The following is an 18,310-nucleotide window of genomic DNA, read 5'->3' as shown; positions in this document are numbered from 1 at the left end:
TTACAGGTAAGCCTTACCTAATGTGAAGCGCGGCGGCTCGTCACGGACCGCGCTCCGTTAGGCACTCGGGGGTCGGGCAGGGCCCCCGAGTGCCACTTAAAACCATCGTGAGTCCGTGGATTGAGATTACCGCCGCAGCGCGAAAAGCTGAACCGTAGCTCGGAAGCTCGCGCACCAAGCACAGCACGATCCACGTTCATCGAACATGACCACGCCGCTTCGATAGGCAAGAACCAAGGGGGCGCAATGCACACGGCGATCGCCGACCCGTCCGAACGACTCGCCTCCCTGGTTCGGGCCGGCTGCGGCCAGGTGGAGATCTTCGCGGTACCCGGCTATCCGCCCGCCGCGAGCTTCCCGATCGTGTTCTCGTGCCTGCACCGCGGCGCGCTCGTTCTCGGCATCGAATCGTTCGGCGGGCAGGCCGAACTGATGGCAGCGACGGCGCGCTGCGAACTCCTCGATTGCGTTTATCAGACCGAACTCGGTCCCTCGGGCGCAGGACTTCTCGGCTCGTGCCCGTGCGGAGATCGCCCCGGGCACCTCGTCCGGCAGATCGCGAGCGTCACCGGTTCGATCACGCTCCCCGGTCTCGAAGAGCAGCGCGTGCTCGCGCTGGAGATCGCCGCTGACGTCGCGCACCCGGAACTCCTCGCCGTCGGCACGGAAGTCCGCCTCCTCGTGATGCGGCCCGAGCGCATCGATCTCGTCGACTCCACGGGCTGCGACGGCATCCTCCCGGAGGAGCTCGAGCTGGCAGCTCCCGATCCTTTCTGTGATATCGAGGCCGTGTGGCTCGCCCGGCTTAATGATCCGGCGTCCGGCGTCATGAGAAAAATGCTCCACAACCTGCGCCACGAGGCGCAGTGGCAGGGTGGGGAACTGGCGCTGCCGCAGACGGCGGTGCTCACCGCGCTCGATCGGTTCGGGGTGACGATGTCCGCGCTCGACCTCGGCGGGGTGCGCCGCGAGTGGCGGATCGACTTCTCCACCGATTGCGTGACGGTCGCGGACCTCGGCCGCGAGATCCGGCGCCTGTGCGGGATGTCGGCGAAGCCGATCGGGCAGGAGCCCGTGATGGCGCGTCCGCTGCAGGATCGCAACGACGACTCACGCGGCGCGTAGCCGGCAGGCCGCGCCCGCGGGAATCCGCACTCGCGAATCCGCCCGTGTTCTTCCGGCGCCCAAGTCGGGGGCGGTAGCCTTATCTCCGTGCTTTTATCAGACCGCGACATCCGCGCCAGCCTCGACTCCGGCCGCCTCGGGATCGATCCGCTCGACGAATCCCTCGTGCAGCCCTCGAGCGTCGACGTGCGCCTGGACAAGTTCTTCCGCGTGTTCAACAACTCGCGGTACACGCACATCGACCCGGCCCTGCAGCAGGACGAGCTGACGACGCACGTGGAAACGCCCGAGGGCGAATCGTTCGTCTTGCACCCCGGCGAGTTCGTGCTCGGCGCGACGCTCGAACGGGTCTCGCTCGGCGCGGACGTCGCGGGTCGGCTCGAGGGTAAATCCTCGCTCGGGCGGCTCGGGCTGCTCACGCACTCGACCGCGGGCTTCATCGATCCGGGGTTCACCGGCCACATCACGCTCGAGCTGTCTAACGTGGCGAACCTACCGATCACGCTGTGGCCGGGGATGAAGATCGGGCAGCTGTGCCTGTTCCAGCTCTCCAGCCCCGCCGAGCGTCCCTATGGTTCGAGCGGGGTCGGCTCGAAGTACCAGGGGCAGCGTGGGCCGACGCCGTCGAAGGCGTACCTCAACTTCCGGCAGTAGTAGTTCGGCGCGGCCGGGCGGCCACGCGAAGCTCTCGGCGCGCGGGCGTTCGCGAAAAGGTTACTTGCCGGTCATGTGATCACCCGATGTTCACTTCCTCGGCGGCGATATTTCTTCCTATGGCGAATCGGTAGCCACTGCGGCGTGCGATTATCGGTCGTATGCGTATGGCCGTTTTTGGTACCGGATATCTCGGCGCTACCCACGCCGCTTGTATGGCCGAGTTGGGGCACGACGTGCTCGGCATCGATGTCGACGAGGCGAAGATCGCCCGCCTCGCCGCGGGAGAGGTCCCGTTCTTCGAGCCGGGCCTGCCCGAGCTCCTCCGCCGCACGGTGGATTCGGGTCTCCTGCGCTTCACCACCGACTACGGTGAGGCCGCCGAGCATGCCGAACTCTTCTTCATCGGCGTCGGTACCCCGCAGCGCAAGGGCGACTTCGCCGCGGACACCACTTATGTAGAGGCCGTGGTGCGGGAGCTGGCGCCGACGCTCACCCGCAACAGCGCGATCGTCGGCAAGTCCACGGTCCCCGTCGGCACAGCGGCCCGCCTGCAGGAGCTCGCCGACGAGCTCACCCCGGACGGAGTCACCCTTGAGGTCCTGTGGAACCCCGAGTTCCTCCGCGAGGGCTTCGCGGTCAAGGACACGCTCGAACCGGACCGCGTCGTCATCGGCCTGTCCGATCCGGAGTCGGGTCCCACCTTCGGCCAGAACCTTCTCTACGAGGCCTACGAGTCCATCCTTTTTAAAGGTATGACGCCGGAGCAGCGCGACGCCGGCGAGACCGCGACCCCGTTGATCGTCACGGACCTCGCGACCGCCGAGCTGGTCAAGGTCTCCGCCAACGCGTTCCTGGCGACGAAGATCTCCTTCATCAACGCCGTATCCGAGGTGTGCGAGGCGGCGGGCGCCGACGTCACCGTCCTCGCCGATGCCATCGGCATGGACCCGCGCATCGGCCGCCGCTTCCTCGGCGCCGGCCTCGGCTTCGGCGGCGGCTGCCTGCCCAAGGATATCCGCGCGTTCATGGCGCGCGCCGGCGAGCTCGGCGCGGACCAGGCGCTCACGTTCCTCCGCGAGGTCGACGCGATCAACATGCGCCGCCGAGAGAAGATGGTGCAGCTCGCCGTCGACACCATGGGTGGCTCGCTTATCGGCACGACCGTCGCGGTGCTCGGGGCCGCGTTCAAGCCGGATTCGGACGATGTGCGGGACTCGCCGGCGCTCAACATCGCCGGCATGCTCTCGCTCAAGGGCGCGCAGGTCATGGTCTACGATCCGCAGGCTCTCGACAACTGCCGCCGCCTCTACCCGACGCTCGGCTACGCCGATTCCGCTCTCGGGGCATGCACCGGCGCGGACATGGTCATCGTCGCGACCGAATGGAAAGAGTTCATCGGGCTCGACCCGGCGTCGGTCGCCGAGGTCGCCCGCGGGCGCCACGTCCTCGACGGCCGCAACTGCCTCCCGCGCGAGGCCTGGGAGTCCGCCGGATTCGACTATCGCGCCCTTGGGCGCGGGCGGTAGGACCGGATTCGGTGATTTATTTCTTATAAACCGAGGTCGCTGTTTCCGGTGCGTAAACAAACTCGCGGAAACCTTCTGTCGGGCACGTTCCATCCTCTAACTTGAGGAAATCCTATTTCCTTGGTTAGAAAGGTTCGCCCCTCATGAGCGATGCCATTGATTGGCTTGCCAGCAACATCATGGGTCCGCCCTTTATCGTCCTCTGCCTCGGCGCCGGCCTGTACTTCACGGTCCGTACCTTCTTCGTGCAGGTCGTCAATATCCCCGACATGATCCGCCAGATCGTCAAGGGCCAGAAGTCCGATTCGGGCGTGTCCTCGTTCCAGTCGCTCATGATCTCCCTCGCCGGCCGCGTCGGCACGGGCAACATCGCCGGCGTCGCCACGGCCATCGCCTTCGGCGGTCCCGGCGCGGTGTTCTGGATGTGGGTCATGGCGTTCCTCGGCGCCGCCACATCCTTTGTCGAATGTGCGCTCGGCCAGGTCTATAAGGAAAAGGATCAGGACACCGGCGAATACCGCGGCGGGCCGGCCTTTTACATCGAGAAGGCATACAAGCACACCAAGGCGCGCGACTTCTCGCTGTTCTACGCGATCTTGTTCGCCGTCGTCACCGTCATCGCGATGAGCTTCTTCCTGCCCGGCGTGCAGGCCAACGGCATCACCGAATCGGCGAACCAGGCCTGGGATCTGCCGCTGTGGATACCGACACTCATCATCGTCTCGCTCCTCCTGCTCATCATCGTCGGCGGCGTCAAGCGTATTGCACTTTTCGCCTCCTACGTCGTGCCGTTCATGGCGACGATCTACATCGTCGTCGCGATCGTCGTGATGTTCATGAACTACGACCAGATCGTCGACGTGTTCAGCAGCATCTTCGGCTCCGCCTTCGGCACGGACGCCGTGTACGGCGCCATCTGGGGCCTCGCCGTCCAGTGGGGCGTCAAGCGTGGCCTCTACTCGAACGAGGCCGGACAGGGCACGGGCCCGCACGCGGCGGCCGCCGCCGAGGTCTCCCACCCCGCCAAGCAGGGATTCGTGCAGGCCTTCGCCGTCTACATCGACACCCTGTTCGTCTGCTCGGCCACTGCCTTCCTCATCCTCTCGACCGGCATGTACCGCGTGTACCAGAACGGCGTCGAGGAGCCGAGCGAGATCCTGCAGCGGGGCTCCGGCGGCATCGCTGACGACGTCGCCGCCGGCCCGGGCTTCGCGCAGGCGGGCATCGACAGCATGTTCAGCTCGATCCCGGGCGCGGGCCCGTCCTTCGTCGCGCTCTCGCTGTTCTTCTTCGCGTTCACGACGATCGTCGCTTACTACTACATGGCGGAAACGAACCTCACCTACGTCATGCGGTGGGTGCCGAACCACACGGTGCGCCGCGCGCTCGTGTGGGTGCTGCGCGTCCTCATCGTCGTCGCGGTCGCCATCGGCGGCCTGAGCACCGAGCCCGGCCAGGCCTGGGCGCTCGGCGACATCGGCGTCGGCGCGATGGCGTGGCTCAACATCCTCGCGATCCTCGTCCTGCAGGTGCCCGCGCTCAAGGTGCTGGGGGATTTCCGCGCGCAGAAGAAGAGCGGCCTCGATCCGCAGTTCGACCCGCGCACGCTCGGCATCCGCAACGCGGAGCTGTGGGAGCTGCGCGCCGACGGCTACAACGTCAAGAAGGTCGACGGCCCGGGAACGCCGGAGAAGGTCTAGCCTCCGGCGTCATAACCGAAAGGCGCCCACCATCGCGAACCTTGGGCCCAAAAGTGTGGTCCATAACCGGGGCCGGAGCATCGCGCTCCGGCACCGGTTTTTCCATTTATGACGTCGGACGTGCCGATTCGCTTCGCGACTAGGGGTTCGATCTCCTCAATTTTGTGGCACAATATTGATGTGAAGGTTGTCTGGTCGCAGTCGGCGCGCAAGCGCCGATTCGCGAACGAGGAACGAAGATGAAGGATAGAAAAACCGCACTCGATCCGGAAGAGTATCGGCCGCACAAGGGAACAACGATTCGCGATGCGACGGCGAGTGAAGAGCTGAGTGAGAAAGACGTGGAGCGAATCGTCGAAGACGTGAGGACCGCTGCCGGGCGACCCTCGCTCTCTTCGGCCGGGACCTCACCGAGCTTCAATCTTCGCATGTCCGCAGCGACCCGCTCGAGACTGGACGAAGTGGCATCGGACCAAGGTCGTAGGCCCGGGGAGGTCGTTCGCGAAGCGCTGGAGCAATACCTGGCGTCACACTAATGGCTGCGGAGTAATCTCGTCCCTACTGCGTGCGGCGGCGAAGCGTCGCGGCCCCGAGCGCGATGAAGACGACGATGAATCCGGCGACCACGGCGATATCGCGGCCGACGCCGTCGGCGGACGTCGAGGTCGACAACGTGTTCATCGCCCGGGCGGCGTAGGACAGCGGCAGCACATTCGACAGCGCCTCGAGAGCCCCGGGCAGCTGCTCGCGCGGGACGAGGAGCCCGCACAGGAAGATCTGCGGCACGATGAGCACGGGCATGAACTGCACGGCCTGGAACTCGGTGCGCGCGAACGCGCTCACGAGCAGGCCGAGGGCGGTGCCGGCGAACGCGTCGAGCACGGCGACGAGCGTGAACAGCCACACGCTGCCCGCGAGGTCGAGGCCGAGCCAGGTCGTCGACACGGCGATCGCGATGGAGGTTTGCACCAGCGCGATGAGCCCGAACGCGAGGCCGTAGCCGGCCACGAGATCGAGCTTGCCCATCGGCGTGGTGAGCGCGCGTTCGAGGGTGCCCGAGGTGCGCTCGCGCAGCGTCGTCACCGAGGTCACGAGGAACATGAGGATGAACGGCAGCAGCGCGAGAAGCGCCGGCGCGATGCGCCCGAAGAGGCTCATCGGCGTCGCCGAATACAGCCACCACAGCAGTGCCATGAGCAGCGAGGGTACGGCGAGCAGCATGACCAGCGTGCGCGGGTCGCGGCGCACCTGCGTGAGCACGCGCGCGGCGACGGCCCCGGTGATTCGGATGCTCATCGGACCAGCTCCAAGAACGCGGACTCGACATCCGTAGTGTGCGTCTCCTGCAGTAGCGCCTCGGGGGAGGAGTCCGCGATCAACTCGCCCTCGCGCAGCAACAGGAGCCGGGAACAGTGCTCGGCCTCGTCCATCACGTGGCTCGAGACGATAATCGTCGTGCCCGCGTCGGCGAGCTCGGCGAACAGGCGCCACAGCTCGACGCGCAGCACGGGGTCGAGCCCCACGGTCGGCTCGTCGAGCACGAGCAGCTCCGGATTCCCGAGCAGCGCCGCCGCGAGGCTCACCCGCGAGCGCTGCCCACCGGAGAGGTTCCGCGCGAGCTCGCCCGCGTGGCTCGCTAGGTCGACCTGCTCGATCACCCTCGCGACCTGCGCGCGCGGCGCTCCGAGCAGCTTGGCGAAGAACCGCAAATTCTCGGTCACGGTGAGGTCCTCGTACACGCTCGCCGCCTGGGTCACGTAGCCGATGCGCGAACGCAGCGCCCGCGCCCCCGCCGGCTCGCCGAGCACCGTGAGCGTCCCGATAACCCCGGCCTGCACGCCGACGATCGCGCGCATTAGCGTCGTCTTTCCGCCACCCGAAGGCCCGAGCAGGCCGGTCACGGATCCACGGATGACGTCGAACTCCAGATTCTTTAGGACCTGCTTCTTGCCGCGCCGGACGGACAAGCCGGCGGCGGACAGTGCCACATTTCGTGTCGTCTCCATGCGCCCAGCGTCCTCCCGGGACGGGTACGATTTCCACCGTGGTGAATTCTCCGAGAGGTCGGCGCAAGGGGCCCTCGCGCACGCGAACCGCGCTTCTTGGCGCAGCTCGCGAGCAGTTCATGCTCCGCGGGTACGACCGAACCTCCGCCCGCGCGATCGCCGAGATTGCCGGCGTCGATCACGCGATGGTGAATTATCATTTCGGCTCCAAGCGTGGGCTGTTCGCGGAAGCGATGGCCATCGATGTCTCGCCTCGGGTGATCCTCGACGTGGTCCTGCAGCACGCGGACACCTCGAATCCCCGCGATTTCGCGCGCAAGATCGCCGTCACGTTCCTCTACATGTGGGACCAGGAGGCCTTTCGGGAGCCGCTGCTCGGCGTCATCCGGCAGGCGGCGCACGACGAACAGACCCGATCGGCAATCGCGGAGTTCATGAGCGCCGAGCTCCTTGGCCGGATCGCCGAGATCCTCGGCGGGGAGCGCGCTCGGGTGCGCGGCGGGGCGGTGGCCTCGGTACTCGTGGGGACGCTGATGAGCCGCTATGTGTTCCGGCTCGAGCCGTTCGCGTCGATGCCGCGAGCGCAGTTGGCCGACGTCATCGCTCCCATGCTTGTCGTGCCGCTGCGGCGCTCGTTCTAGCTGCGGTTTGCGTGCGCGGAGGTGAGTACAGCGCGCATCCTTATACTCACTTAACCCTCTAAGTGAGTATAAGGAGACTCGGCACACTCGTTTGCGCGGCTTAGGTTCAGCGTGGATCGAAGGCTGGGGCCATCCGCCTGGGGCGTGGTTTGATCGACGTCATCGGATAGACAGATCGGTCTACCGGGCGCGCGGCAGCGCCGTGGCGGAACCGATTCGAGTGAAGGGGACACCGCGATGACGTTGACGACCGAGATCATTCCCGACAGCTTCGGCGAACTGTTCCACAACATTCGGCCGGAGACCGGCCCGGCCGCTCCTGCGGCGCCCGCCGTGCACCGGCTCGGCAAGAATATCGGCGCGCGGATTTCGGGGATTCGCGTCTCCGGGGATCTTTCGGTGGACGAGGTCGAGCTGATTCGCACGGCGCTGGCCACGTACAAGGTGGTCGTGTTCGAGGGGCAGCATCACGTCGACGACGAGACGCAGTACGCGTTCGCGAAGCGCCTCGGCACGCCGACGCTGGCACACCCGACGGTGCATTCCACGGGCCGCGATCGGCTCGTGATCGAGGGTGCCGCGAACGCGTGGCACACGGACGTAACCTTCGTTGACCGGGTGCCCAAGGCGTCGATCCTGCGCCCGAAGATCCTGCCGCCTTACGGGGGCGGCACGGTGTGGGCGAACACAGTGGCCGCGTACGAGGCGCTGCCCGAGCCGCTGCGCGTGCTCGCCGATAACCTGCGCGCCGTCCACTCCAACGACTACGACTACGCCGCGCAGGGGCAGCGGTCGACGGACACCAATTTCGGCTCGCGCGACGAGTTCGTGCGCATCCCGTTCGAGACCGAGCATCCGGTGGTGCATGTGCGCCCGGAAACCGGCGAGCGTTCGCTTTTGCTCGGACAGTTCGTGAAGAAGTTCACCGGCCTGCGCTCCTACGAATCGGATGAGCTCTACCGGATCTTCCAGGAGCGCATCACGAAGCCGGACAACACCTTCCGCTGGAACTGGAAGCATGGCGACCTGGCGATCTGGGATAACCAGGCCACCCAGCACTACGGGATCTCCGATTTCGGCTCGCATCGGCGCGAGCTCCACCGCGTCACCCTCGCCGGGGCGATCCCGGTCGGCGTCGACGGGCGGCCCTCGACGGTGCTCAGCGGGGACGCGTCGGAGTATTCGGTTATCGATACCGCGCCGCCGCTGCGCGATTACCGCGGCGACGCCTCGGTGCTCACCGAGTAGATGCGAGCGTGAAAGCGATCGTGCTGCTATAATTAAACCTATCGCCACCTGTTACGACAGGTTTGGAAGAAGGCCCTGGGATTCCAACCGGACGGTTGGACCCAGGGCCTTCGCTTGTTTTCACAACGAATCGCTGGTTGCCTCGTGGAGGACAACCTTGTCTTGAAGCTTCTCCCAATATTCAGTGCGACCGCGGTGATATGAATTGAGTGAGCCAAGCACGGCGTCGGGGATCCACAGGAGTGGGTCATCGCCTCCTCGAGCATGGCTCAACCTGATGCCATCGGCCAGCCCTCGGCCTTGTAATGCCACGATATGTTCGATGTCTTTAGTATCTTGAGACTTCTGACGACTTTCCAGAATGACGTTGCGAACTCTCAAGCCCGAAAGTTCGAAATATAAATTCTCGAGACACTTACGGCGAAATCGTTCTGTCTTCTTCGTTCGTGTACTTCGATGAGTGACGACAAGCAGCATTGAATCCAGTTGCGCTAGAACATCGACGATCTTCCGATGCCTGCTTGGCCGCTCGTCGGACCAATGTAGCTTTATTTGACCGGGTAGAAGCAGCGGTCGAAGAACGTTGCGAGTATGAACGACGTGGCACTCTTCGATCACCGCAGCGCAAACCATATATTCTTGGTGGCTATCGCCACGAAGTGAGGACGATTCATCTACGTAAGCGATGAATCGGGAAGCCACTCAAGAAACGTACCGCGTTGGGGACTGCTGCACGGTCAGGTGACACTTGCGGTTAGGCCGCGAGCGCGGTCTTCGGTGCCATGATCGTCTCGTATTCGATGGGGGTCAATCGCCCCAGTCGGGCTTGTCGGCGCCTGCGGTGGTAAGTCCGCTCGATCCACGTGATGATCGCGGTCCGTAGCTCGTCTCGGGTGCGCCAGGCCTTCCGGTTGAGGACGTTCTTTTGCAGCAGGGCGAAGAACGATTCCATCGCCGCGTTATCGCCGGCCGCGCTGACTCTGCCCATGGATCCGATCAGATAGTGGCGGCGGATCGCGGCGACGTATTTTCGTGAGCGAAATTGCGACCCGCGGTCCGAATGGACCACGCATCCGGCCACGTCCCCGCGGCGCGCGACCGCCATTTCCAGGGCATTGACCGCAAGGCGGGACTTCATCCTGGAATCGATCGAGTACCCGACGATCCGGCCGGAGAACACGTCCTTGACCGCGCAAAGGTACAGCTTTCCTTCACTGGTCGGATGTTCGGAAATGTCGGTCAGCCATAGCTCGTTGGCCTGGATCGCCGTGAAATCGCGGCGCACCTTGTCATCGTGCACAGGCGGGCCCGGCTGCTTGCCGGCGCGACCGCGCTTCTTGCCGAACGTCGACCACCAGCGGTTATCGCGGCAGATCCGCCAGGCGGTGCGCTCGGCCATCGGCTCCCCGGATGCTTCTGCTTCGTCGCGCAGGAACCGGTGCCCGAATTCTGGATCATCGCGGTGGGCATCGAACAGCGCGTTCGCCCGATGCGCCTCGACCAGCTCTGTGGCCGTGACGCTGTGGCGACGCCAGCGGTAGAACGGGGCGCGTGAGAGCTTGAGGACCCGCAGCGACACCGCGACGGGGATTCCGTCGGCGGCGAGCTCTTCTACGAGCGGGTACCACCTTTTCCCGGCAGGTTCGCCTGGGACAGGTAGGCAGCCGCGCGGCGAAGTACTTCGTTCTCTTGCTCGAGTAGCCGGTTCCGGCGACGGAGCTCGCGTAGCTCGGTGGAGTCCTCACGGGTCTTTCCGGGGCGGTTGCCGTCGTCGATATCGGCTTGGCGGATCCACTTGTGGAGCGTCATCTCATGGACGCCGAAGTCCTTCGCGATCTGCGCGACAGTGACGCCGTCCTCACGGGACCGGGCCACCCGCACGACATCGTCGCGGAACTCTCGGGGGTAGGGAGCGGGCATGGTGCACATCCTTCCAGGCCGCCCTATGGGCAAGCCAGATCAGATGTCACCTAAACGTGCGGCAGTCCCTTGGGCCGAAAACGGGGGTTCGCTACTTCGGTCTGCCTACTGCCGGTAGCTCGCCAGGAAGTTACCGAGACGCTCGAGTGCGTCGGTGAGCGTGCGCTCGTCGGGAAGGGTCACCACGCGGAAGTGGTCCGGATCCGGCCAGTTGAAGCCGGTTCCCTGCGTGAGCAGGATCCGCTCGCGCTCGAGCAGGTCGTAGGCGAATTTCTGGTCGTCGTGGATCTCGTGGACGTTCGGGTCCAGGCGCGGGAACGCGTACAGCGCGGCCTTGGCTTTCACGCACGAGACGCCGTCCATGGCGTTGAGCATGTCGAACGCGATATCGCGTTGCGTGTGCAAGCGGCCGCCGGGACGAATGAGCTCGTCGATGGACTGGTAGCCGCCGAGCGCGACCTGGATCGCGTGCTGTGCGGGCACGTTCGGGCACAGCCGCGTCCCGGCGAGCAGCTCGATGCCCTCGATGAACCCGCGCGCGTGCTCCTGCGGCCCGGTGATCGCGAGCCAGCCGGCGCGATATCCCGCGACCCGGTAGGTCTTCGACAGCCCGTTGAACGTCAGGCAGAGGAGGTCGGGAGCGAGCGACGCGGTGGAGATGTGGCGTGCGTCGTCATACAGAATCCGGTCGTAGATCTCGTCCGACAAAAGTAGAAGCGAATGCTTGCGGGCGAGCTCGACCATCTGCTCGAGCACCTCGCGCGAGTACACCGCGCCCGTCGGATTGTTCGGGTTGATGATGACAAGGGCCTTGGTGCGATCGGTGATCTTCGACTCGAGGTCGGCGATGTCCGGGTTCCAGTCGTTCGCCTCGTCGCACAGGTAATGCACCGCGTTGCCGCCGGCGAGCGTCGTGGCCGCGGTCCACAACGGATAATCCGGTGCGGGGATGAGGATCTCGTCGCCATTGTCGATGAGCGCCTGCGTGACCATCGTGATCAGCTCGGACACGCCGTTGCCGAGGAAGATGTCGTCGACCGACAGATGCGGAAAGTCCGGCTCCAGCTCGTATCGCGTGTAGACCGCGCGCCGGGCCGACAGGATGCCCTTGGACTCGGAATAGCCCTGCGAGTGGGGGAGCGCGGCGATCATATCCCGCATAATTACGTCGGGCGCCTCGAAATTAAAGACTCCCGGATTCCCCGTGTTGAGTTTGAGAATGCGGTAGCCCTCTTGCTCGAGCTGCGCGGCCCGCGCCGACACCGGTCCGCGGATCTCGTACAGGACGTTCTTGAGCTTCGACGACTGGTCCAACGTCCGCAGCATGTGCCCGCTGAACGTGCTGATTTCCGCGCGATTCGGTGCCATACCCATCAATTCTGCCACTTGCCGCTAGCTCCCGGCGTAGCGAGCGGCGATTGCGTCCGGAGTGCCACTTCGCTTCAGACCCTCATGTGTCCGCGCACTCAGGACATGACCTTGGTCGATTCGATCGCCTCACTCATTTTCTGGGTGTTGCCTTCGAACAGTCTGCGAAGGGCGAGCCCGAGGAAGAGAATCGGCATGACGAAAAGGCATAGGAGGCCCAGTTCGATCCACATGTCGGCGCGGTAGACGCCCGCGATCGCGGCCCTCATGGCGTTTATTGCGTGGGTCGCGGGAAGCCAGGGGCTGAGCTTCTCAGCCCACGGAGGTAATAGCTGCAGGGGGTATGAACCGCCTGCACCGGACACTTGGAAAACCAGGAGCAGTACTGACAAGGCTTTGCCGACACTCCCGAATGTCAGCACTAGCGTGTACGTGGTGACCATGAAGACCAGTGAGGTCGTCCAGCCACAGATGAAGAGAAAGAACGGGTGCACAGCATCGATTTCGACGAAAGCGAGCAGTCCGAGGATCGCCAGTGTGCTCTGGGTCAAGCCGATAAATGCGAAGAGCCCGAACCTGCCGAGGTACGCCTGTGAACGTGTATATCCTCTGGCCCGGGTGGTCCCGGGGGCGATTCCGGTGTTGAGCATTACCGCCGCGAGAAGCGCACCGATCCACAGCGCGAGGACCGTGTATAGCGGCGCCATTCCGGCGCCGAAGCTAGTCACCGGATAGACCGCTTGTCGGTCTACTGCTACCGGCGAGGCGATTTCTGCGGCCAGCGCTTCCGGGTCCGAGCCGATGAGGTCGGAAATTCTGGAGAGATCGCCTGTCTCCCCCGCCATACGAACCTCGCCTTGCAGGTCGGTGAGCCGGTCGGCGCGTAAATCCAATCGGTCCGCCAGAGCCCGGGTGGTCTCGCTCGCTCGACCGAGGGAGCCCGACAGCGAGGCGGGCGAGTCGGCGATCGATGATCCGACCCTCCCGAGATCCTCCTTTACCGAGGTGACATCGTCTCCCAACGTCTGCAAGGACGAGCCGAGTTCCGTGAGCTGTGGTCTGAGGTTCTCCTGGTACGAGGTCACGGCGTCGTTGACCGCGTTCTTTGCCTCTGCAATTGCAGCGGTCGTCCCCTGGCGAACGTCCTGCGCCGATGCGTTGCTCGAACGGATGTCCCTCGCGGATTGAGCAAAATCATCGTGGAGATTCTGGCTCTTGTCCACTGCCGAGTCGAGGCGCGTCATCACGCGGTCGTATCCGGGTCCGGCCTGGTCCGGGAGCTGCGCTCCGATTCCTTGATCGAGTGTGGTGCGTAGGTTTCGGAGTGCATCGGCTTGCTGTTGCACTCTTTGGGCGAGGGTGTCGTAGGTCTGCGCTGCGCTCGTACTGGTGGTGTCGGCGCTACCCAGGAGCTCGTCGATTCGCGTCCCCACCGTTTCGTAGCTTTCGCTCGTCGCGCGTAGCCCGGTCCCCAGGGACGCCGCTGTGTCCCGCAATGTCGACTTGAGATTCTCGGTTGCGCTCGAGCCGTTTCCGATATCGGTGGTTGGATCGTCCAATTGTTCGCCGGCGGCGTTGACGATGTTTCCGGCGCCCTCCACCAGCGGAAGGCTGGATTCGATGAGGCCGTTGAACGCCCGTGCCGTCTGTGCGCCGGAGTGTAACTGCGAGGCGGTGTCCCCGATCCTCGACTCGATTCGGTCAATAGTGTCTTTGACGTCGTCGCTTTCCAAGAAGTCCTCGAGCGAGGTCAACAATCCGAAACCCACGTTGCTGACGGTCTGGGTGAACGTCGAATTGATCTGATCGATCACGCCGTCCGCTCCCTGGGACGTGATTGTCGTCGAGAGGGCGTTCTTCTTCTCGTTCGTATACAGCGCCAGCTTCGTCGGATCGGTTCCTTCGACATAGAACGTCAGAAGGTCAGCGCTGAAAGTGGGCGGAAGCACGATGGAGGCATAGTACTCACCGGATTCCGTCCCCTCGATCGCATCGTCTTCTCCGGTGATAACCCAATCGATCTGGTCGTTCATGCTCAATTCGGAAAGCACCTGGTCGCCCAGGTTCACACGAAGCTTGAGCAGATCGCTCTCGTAACCCTCGTCTGTACTCGCCACGGCAATCTTGAGGTCGTCCGTATTGCTGAACGGGTCCCAGCTCGCGAGGACGTTGAATGAGGAGAACAGCAACGGAACGATGGTGAGACCGAATATGACGACGGCGGTCATGACACTGTTCCGGGCCGAACGAAAGTCCTGCCCGATAATGCTCAGGATATTTTTCATGAGTCGCCGCCGGTACTGTCGTCACTTCGGTTCGTGCTCGCCCGTTCGGAGGAGCGTTGTTTGCTGTTCGTGGAGGATTCCTCTTCCGTGTAGGTGACCTCTTCAGCGGTTCCGGTCGAAGTGACTGCGCGGCGAAGCTCGTCCTCGGGTAGGTCGGCCAGCTGCTGCGCGCGCGCGAAACTGTGCCGCGCGTACTCCAGGATCGACACGAAAGCCGTGGTAACCAGAATCCAAAGGCAAACCAGGCCGAACAAGATCGCCTTTTGTTCCGGAAGCCAGCGGGCGACGAAGGCGAGGATGACCACCCCGACCACCCCGAAGAGAATGGCTGATCTCAGCAGGGCCGGAAAGTGATCACGCAGAGGCTTCCACCGACGGTCGACTTCCTCGCGAAAGTCGTCGCGGTCCCGGAGCGCGTGGATGATATCCGGCAAGGGGTACTTACTACCCGTCAACTCAACTTTTTCGTGTACCACCAAGCCGCCGTCGGCGAGTTGAGTGTGCACCAACATCTTGACGTGTGAAAGACCACGACGGAAAAGAGTGCCGAATACGAATGCAGCTACAGCCATCCCCGCAAGCAAGCCCATATCGTGCCAGTAATGAGTGCCGTAGAAGCCGCCGATTGTTTCGCGAAGGGCGCCGATCCCGTACGTGAACGGGAGGAAAGGAAAGATGTCTCGGAAGAAGTCGGGAACCATTTCGATGGGATATATCCCGGACGCGCCGGGGATTTGGATAAAGGCCAGAACCACCGCGATTCCCCTGCCGATGTGCCCAAACGCCGTGACCAGAGCGAACACGATGCTCAAGTAAGCGAGGCCGATCAGAGCGCAGGTCGCAACGAAAACAACGGGATTCACTGTCTGGACATCGAGGACGAGGTTACCGATCGAGACGACCAATGCCTGCCCCACCGCGATGATCGCAAGGAGCAGGAAACGCGCGGAATAGGCTTGGGTGATCGACGCTCGTTTCAGACCTGCTGTGTCCACCTCGGTCCGAAAAAGTACGACCAGCATAAACGATCCGACCCACAGAGCGAGATTGGTGAACAAGGCGGCCATTCCCGAGCCGTAGCTTGATACGGGGAAGACAGGGTGGCTTTCCACCTCGGCGGGAGACGCGAAGAACTGTGAGATACCTTCGGAGTCCAGGTTTGAAACGGTGTCCAGGGCGCCGTCACCGGACGCCGCGTCTAATAGAAGTATGTCCGACTGTGCTGTGCGCAGGCCATCCTCGATACCCGAAAGGTCACCGATAAAGCTGTCGAGAACGCCATTGGCCGCGGTAAGTTGCCGGCCGGTACCGTCGAGCAAACCAATCGACTCGCGGACCAAGGTCTGCTGAGAAGCGAGCGCGGAGGAGTATCCCCCTGCGCTGGCGTTGAGCTCGTTGATTGCGGAATTGAGGATGGGCAGCGTCTCTCCGACGGAAGAACGCAGGCCGTCTGAGGAATCGCGAGTCGCCAGCGTCGCATTTTCTAGTGCGTTCGCCGCTGCGGTCACGGTACCCGCAGTGTCCGAGGCAGCATCCTTCAGCCCGGTGAGGTCAGTGACGAGCTGGCGATTCGTGGCGTTACGTTCACGTAGACCGTTGAGAGCGTCGGTGAGAGGTGCAGCGGCCTCCGTCGTGCCTCCGCCGCCGTCTAGTAGTTGTTGCAACTGATCGATGGCACGATCGCTTTGGTCCACAACCCCCGACGCTCCACCAAGTGCGTCGTCGATACCAGAGCCTGCGCTCTCCAGATCCCCGGTCACAGAGGACACGGCGTTCATCGCGGACGTCACCGCGTCGCCCAAACTGGAGGAGCCCTGAAAATATGCGGCGTTCACCGAGTCGGAAACGGCTGCCGTCTGCCTCTGAACTTCCCCGGTAATATATTGGACCTGGCGCAATGCACTTTCGGCGTCGCCGAGCGTCTTGTCGACGGATTCCAACGCCTCCTTGGTCGCGTCGATCGTGGGTCCCGCGCTGTTTACGCTCTTCTGCGCAGCTTTGATATCGGCTTGTGCCGAGCGGAGAGACTCCGCGGTTTCGGTCAGACTGTTGGCGGCGTTATCGCTGGCGTTGTCGAGCGTCGTTGATAGCTCGCCACCCGAACTACGCAACTCGGCCGTAACCGCATTCGACACTTGTTCCTTGAACGCGGAATTGATTTGATTCTCGATGCCTGTAGCGCCCTGATCCGTGATTTTCGGACCGATGGCACTCGTCTTCTCGTTGACCTCATAGTGAAGTGTCGGTTGAGAATATTGTCCCTGGAAAATGCTGAGGACATCGGCGGAGAAACTAGTCGGTACGGTGACGCTGGCGAATACATCGCCGCTATTCACGGCGTTTTTCGCGGCATCTGCGTCCATGAACTGCCAGCCGAGCTGATCATTCTGTTTCAACTGATCAACCATTTGGGCGCCAACGTCCAGGTCCCCGGTCAACTCCGAGCCGGCACCTCGGTCCTCATTCACTACGGCGACACTTATGTTCTCTGTATTGCCGTACGGGTCCCAGAACGCGGCAATGTTGACCCAAGCGTAAAACGCCGGAGTGATCATGACTCCGAGGACAATTACCCAGACTTTCTTGGTCCGCCACAGACGAAGAGCGTCACGAGTGACGATGCTCAACGTAGTTTTCACACCTGGACGCTATCATTCACGTTGGGTGAGCGACGGTCTGAGCACGTCTCGTTAGGCCCCGTGGTGTTCGGGAATCGGGTATGTCATCACAATTCGAAAGCACCGCCCGTCATATTCCGTAGCGCAGGTCGACTAGCTGTGATGTCCAGGGAGGTTGGTCAGTCGGGTGACTGGGGCCTGGCCTCCTATAGCGGAATGTGCTCGGTGATGATTGTAGAAGTGCATCCACTCAGGCAGGGCTGCGTTGCGCTGTGCAGTTGACGCGTAGAACTGGGCGTAGGCCCAGCCGTCGGACAAGGTGCGGTGGAAACGCTCGATCTTGCCGTTGGTCTGTGGCCGGTAGGGACGTGTTCGCTTGTGCTTGATACCTAGGTCAGCACATGCATCTCGCCAGGTATGGGCGCGGTAACACGAGCCGTTGTCGGAAAGAACTCGTTCGACCACAACGCCTCGTTCGGCGAACCATGCTGTCGCTCGGCGCAGGACCCCGATCGCGGTCTCGGCCTTCTCATCAGAGCAGATCTCGGCGTAGGCGACCCGGGAGTGGTCATCGATGACCGTGTGGACGTAGGCGGTGCCGATTCGGGGGCGGTAATCCTTCCCACGCTCGCCCGTTCGATGCGCTGTTGCTAGCGAATTCTGCTGGCCCTGCTTGCGACCGACGAACTTGTGCCCGCCGCCGTCGGGGATGTTGCCGAACTTGGTGACGTCGACGTGGATCATTGAGCCCGGATACGGGTGCTCGTAACGGCGCAGCGGCTCCCCAGTGACACGGTCGATGTAGGTGAGTCGGTTGATCCGGCACCGCGCCAGCACCGCATGCACGGTCGAGGCAGGCACGCCGAGCCGGCCAGCGATCTGGACCGGTCCGAGCCGCTTGCGCCAGCGCAACGCCACGATCCGACGCACGACCGACTGCGGTGTCTTGCCCGGGCTACGGCGAGGACGCGAGCTGCGATCGGCCATTCCCGAGGCGCCTTCGGCCCGGTATCTATCAGCCCACTTCTTCGCTGTGCGCGGCGCGACCATAAACATTTTCGCCACCGCTGAATACGTCCAATGGTCCTCGACGACCAACTTCGCCAGCCGCAATCGTGTGCGTGGCGTCAAGACAGCGTTAGCGTGGGACATGAAGACCTCCGGGACCTGAAGCGGTGAACTAGACAGCTCCACTCCACTACCGGAGGTCTTCCCT

At 63.5% G+C, this 18,310-nt stretch carries 15 protein-coding genes; 7 read left to right on the top strand and 8 right to left on the bottom strand.

The window, feature by feature from the left end:
* Positions 1–246: 246 nt before the first annotated feature.
* The 5 genes from BJL86_RS14605 to BJL86_RS14585 all read left to right on the top strand — a co-directional run bounded on the left by BJL86_RS14605 (position 247) and on the right by BJL86_RS14585 (position 5,544).
* Entirely contained in the window at positions 247–1,125 is an 879-nt protein-coding gene (locus BJL86_RS14605) for a hypothetical protein (RefSeq protein WP_067477414.1), read from the top strand.
* Positions 1,126–1,212: 87 nt separating this feature from the next.
* Positions 1,213–1,779, top strand: coding sequence for a dCTP deaminase (dcd, locus tag BJL86_RS14600; RefSeq protein WP_067477417.1), 567 nt, complete (start codon positions 1,213–1,215; stop codon positions 1,777–1,779).
* A 161-nt stretch (positions 1,780–1,940) separates the two neighbouring features.
* The gene (locus BJL86_RS14595; protein ID WP_067477420.1) at positions 1,941–3,308 is read left to right on the top strand and encodes a UDP-glucose dehydrogenase family protein; all 1,368 of its coding nucleotides are present in this window, start codon (positions 1,941–1,943) and stop codon (positions 3,306–3,308) included.
* 143 nt (positions 3,309–3,451) lie between these two features.
* Positions 3,452–5,008: an alanine/glycine:cation symporter family protein gene (locus BJL86_RS14590; protein WP_067477423.1), complete on the top strand. Its 1,557-nt coding sequence runs from the start codon at positions 3,452–3,454 to the stop codon at positions 5,006–5,008.
* A 239-nt stretch (positions 5,009–5,247) separates the two neighbouring features.
* Positions 5,248–5,544 (top strand): ribbon-helix-helix domain-containing protein, encoded by a 297-nt coding sequence (locus BJL86_RS14585; protein WP_067477426.1) that lies wholly within the window; start codon positions 5,248–5,250, stop codon positions 5,542–5,544.
* Positions 5,545–5,566: 22 nt separating this feature from the next.
* Here BJL86_RS14585 and BJL86_RS14580 read toward each other — a convergent pair whose 3' ends face one another.
* The gene (locus BJL86_RS14580; RefSeq protein WP_067477429.1) at positions 5,567–6,304 is read right to left on the bottom strand and encodes an ABC transporter permease; all 738 of its coding nucleotides are present in this window, start codon (positions 6,302–6,304) and stop codon (positions 5,567–5,569) included.
* Complete coding sequence (locus tag BJL86_RS14575; RefSeq protein WP_067477432.1) at positions 6,301–7,014, bottom strand: ABC transporter ATP-binding protein; 714 nt, start codon at positions 7,012–7,014, stop codon at positions 6,301–6,303. The genes BJL86_RS14580 and BJL86_RS14575 overlap by 4 nt, the downstream gene beginning before the upstream one ends.
* A gap of 38 nt (positions 7,015–7,052) precedes the next feature.
* Between BJL86_RS14575 and BJL86_RS14570 the strand changes: the two genes are divergently transcribed.
* Together BJL86_RS14570 and BJL86_RS14565 are read left to right on the top strand one after the other, a co-directional pair.
* Positions 7,053–7,655, top strand: coding sequence for a TetR/AcrR family transcriptional regulator (locus tag BJL86_RS14570; protein ID WP_156515426.1), 603 nt, complete (start codon positions 7,053–7,055; stop codon positions 7,653–7,655).
* Positions 7,656–7,892: 237 nt separating this feature from the next.
* On the top strand, positions 7,893–8,903 hold the full coding sequence (locus tag BJL86_RS14565) for a TauD/TfdA dioxygenase family protein (RefSeq protein ID WP_082908690.1): 1,011 nt from the start codon (positions 7,893–7,895) through the stop codon (positions 8,901–8,903).
* Positions 8,904–9,023: 120 nt separating this feature from the next.
* Here BJL86_RS14565 and BJL86_RS14560 read toward each other — a convergent pair whose 3' ends face one another.
* From BJL86_RS14560 to BJL86_RS14530, 6 genes are all read right to left on the bottom strand, one after another.
* On the bottom strand, positions 9,024–9,605 hold the full coding sequence (locus BJL86_RS14560; RefSeq protein WP_231887284.1) for a hypothetical protein: 582 nt from the start codon (positions 9,603–9,605) through the stop codon (positions 9,024–9,026).
* A gap of 52 nt (positions 9,606–9,657) precedes the next feature.
* Positions 9,658–10,823, bottom strand: a protein-coding gene (locus BJL86_RS14555) for an IS3 family transposase (protein ID WP_156515427.1) whose coding sequence is annotated in 2 segments (ribosomal slippage) — positions 9,658–10,536 and positions 10,539–10,823 — 1,164 coding nt in all. Because the reading frame shifts where the segments join, the coding sequence is not laid out codon by codon here.
* Positions 10,824–10,928: 105 nt separating this feature from the next.
* The gene (locus BJL86_RS14545) at positions 10,929–12,191 is read right to left on the bottom strand and encodes a pyridoxal phosphate-dependent aminotransferase (RefSeq protein WP_067477467.1); all 1,263 of its coding nucleotides are present in this window, start codon (positions 12,189–12,191) and stop codon (positions 10,929–10,931) included.
* A 98-nt stretch (positions 12,192–12,289) separates the two neighbouring features.
* Positions 12,290–14,476 carry a YhgE/Pip domain-containing protein gene (locus tag BJL86_RS14540; RefSeq protein WP_067477441.1) on the bottom strand — a complete coding sequence of 729 codons (2,187 nt, stop codon included), beginning with the start codon at positions 14,474–14,476 and terminating at the stop codon, positions 12,290–12,292.
* On the bottom strand, positions 14,473–17,103 hold the full coding sequence (locus tag BJL86_RS14535; protein ID WP_231887286.1) for a YhgE/Pip domain-containing protein: 2,631 nt from the start codon (positions 17,101–17,103) through the stop codon (positions 14,473–14,475). Before BJL86_RS14535 ends, BJL86_RS14540 begins: the two co-directional genes overlap by 4 nt.
* A gap of 144 nt (positions 17,104–17,247) precedes the next feature.
* On the bottom strand, positions 17,248–18,246 hold the full coding sequence (locus BJL86_RS14530; RefSeq protein ID WP_083657680.1) for an IS481 family transposase: 999 nt from the start codon (positions 18,244–18,246) through the stop codon (positions 17,248–17,250).
* Positions 18,247–18,310 lie beyond the last annotated feature (64 nt).

Source organism: Dietzia timorensis (assembly GCF_001659785.1).
Classification (GTDB): Bacteria; Actinomycetota; Actinomycetes; order Mycobacteriales; family Mycobacteriaceae; genus Dietzia; species Dietzia timorensis.
The sequence above is the reverse complement of the archived record's forward strand: the minus strand, read 5'-3'. Positions and strand labels throughout refer to the sequence as shown.

What these genes read in the sequence shown, in the direction of transcription:
- BJL86_RS14605 (WP_067477414.1), top strand. Translation starts at nt 247, where the DNA reads ATGCACACGGCGATCGCCGACCCGTCCGAACGACTCGCCTCCCTGGTT.
- BJL86_RS14595 (WP_067477420.1), top strand. Translation starts at nt 1,941, where the DNA reads ATGCGTATGGCCGTTTTTGGTACCGGATATCTCGGCGCTACCCACGCC.
- BJL86_RS14590 (WP_067477423.1), top strand. Translation starts at nt 3,452, where the DNA reads ATGAGCGATGCCATTGATTGGCTTGCCAGCAACATCATGGGTCCGCCC.
- BJL86_RS14585 (WP_067477426.1), top strand. Translation starts at nt 5,248, where the DNA reads ATGAAGGATAGAAAAACCGCACTCGATCCGGAAGAGTATCGGCCGCAC.
- BJL86_RS14580 (WP_067477429.1), bottom strand. Translation starts at nt 6,304, where the DNA reads ATGAGCATCCGAATCACCGGGGCCGTCGCCGCGCGCGTGCTCACGCAG.
- BJL86_RS14575 (WP_067477432.1), bottom strand. Translation starts at nt 7,014, where the DNA reads ATGGAGACGACACGAAATGTGGCACTGTCCGCCGCCGGCTTGTCCGTC.
- BJL86_RS14565 (WP_082908690.1), top strand. Translation starts at nt 7,893, where the DNA reads ATGACGTTGACGACCGAGATCATTCCCGACAGCTTCGGCGAACTGTTC.
- BJL86_RS14545 (WP_067477467.1), bottom strand. Translation starts at nt 12,191, where the DNA reads ATGGCACCGAATCGCGCGGAAATCAGCACGTTCAGCGGGCACATGCTG.
- BJL86_RS14540 (WP_067477441.1), bottom strand. Translation starts at nt 14,476, where the DNA reads ATGAAAAATATCCTGAGCATTATCGGGCAGGACTTTCGTTCGGCCCGG.
- BJL86_RS14530 (WP_083657680.1), bottom strand. Translation starts at nt 18,246, where the DNA reads ATGTCCCACGCTAACGCTGTCTTGACGCCACGCACACGATTGCGGCTG.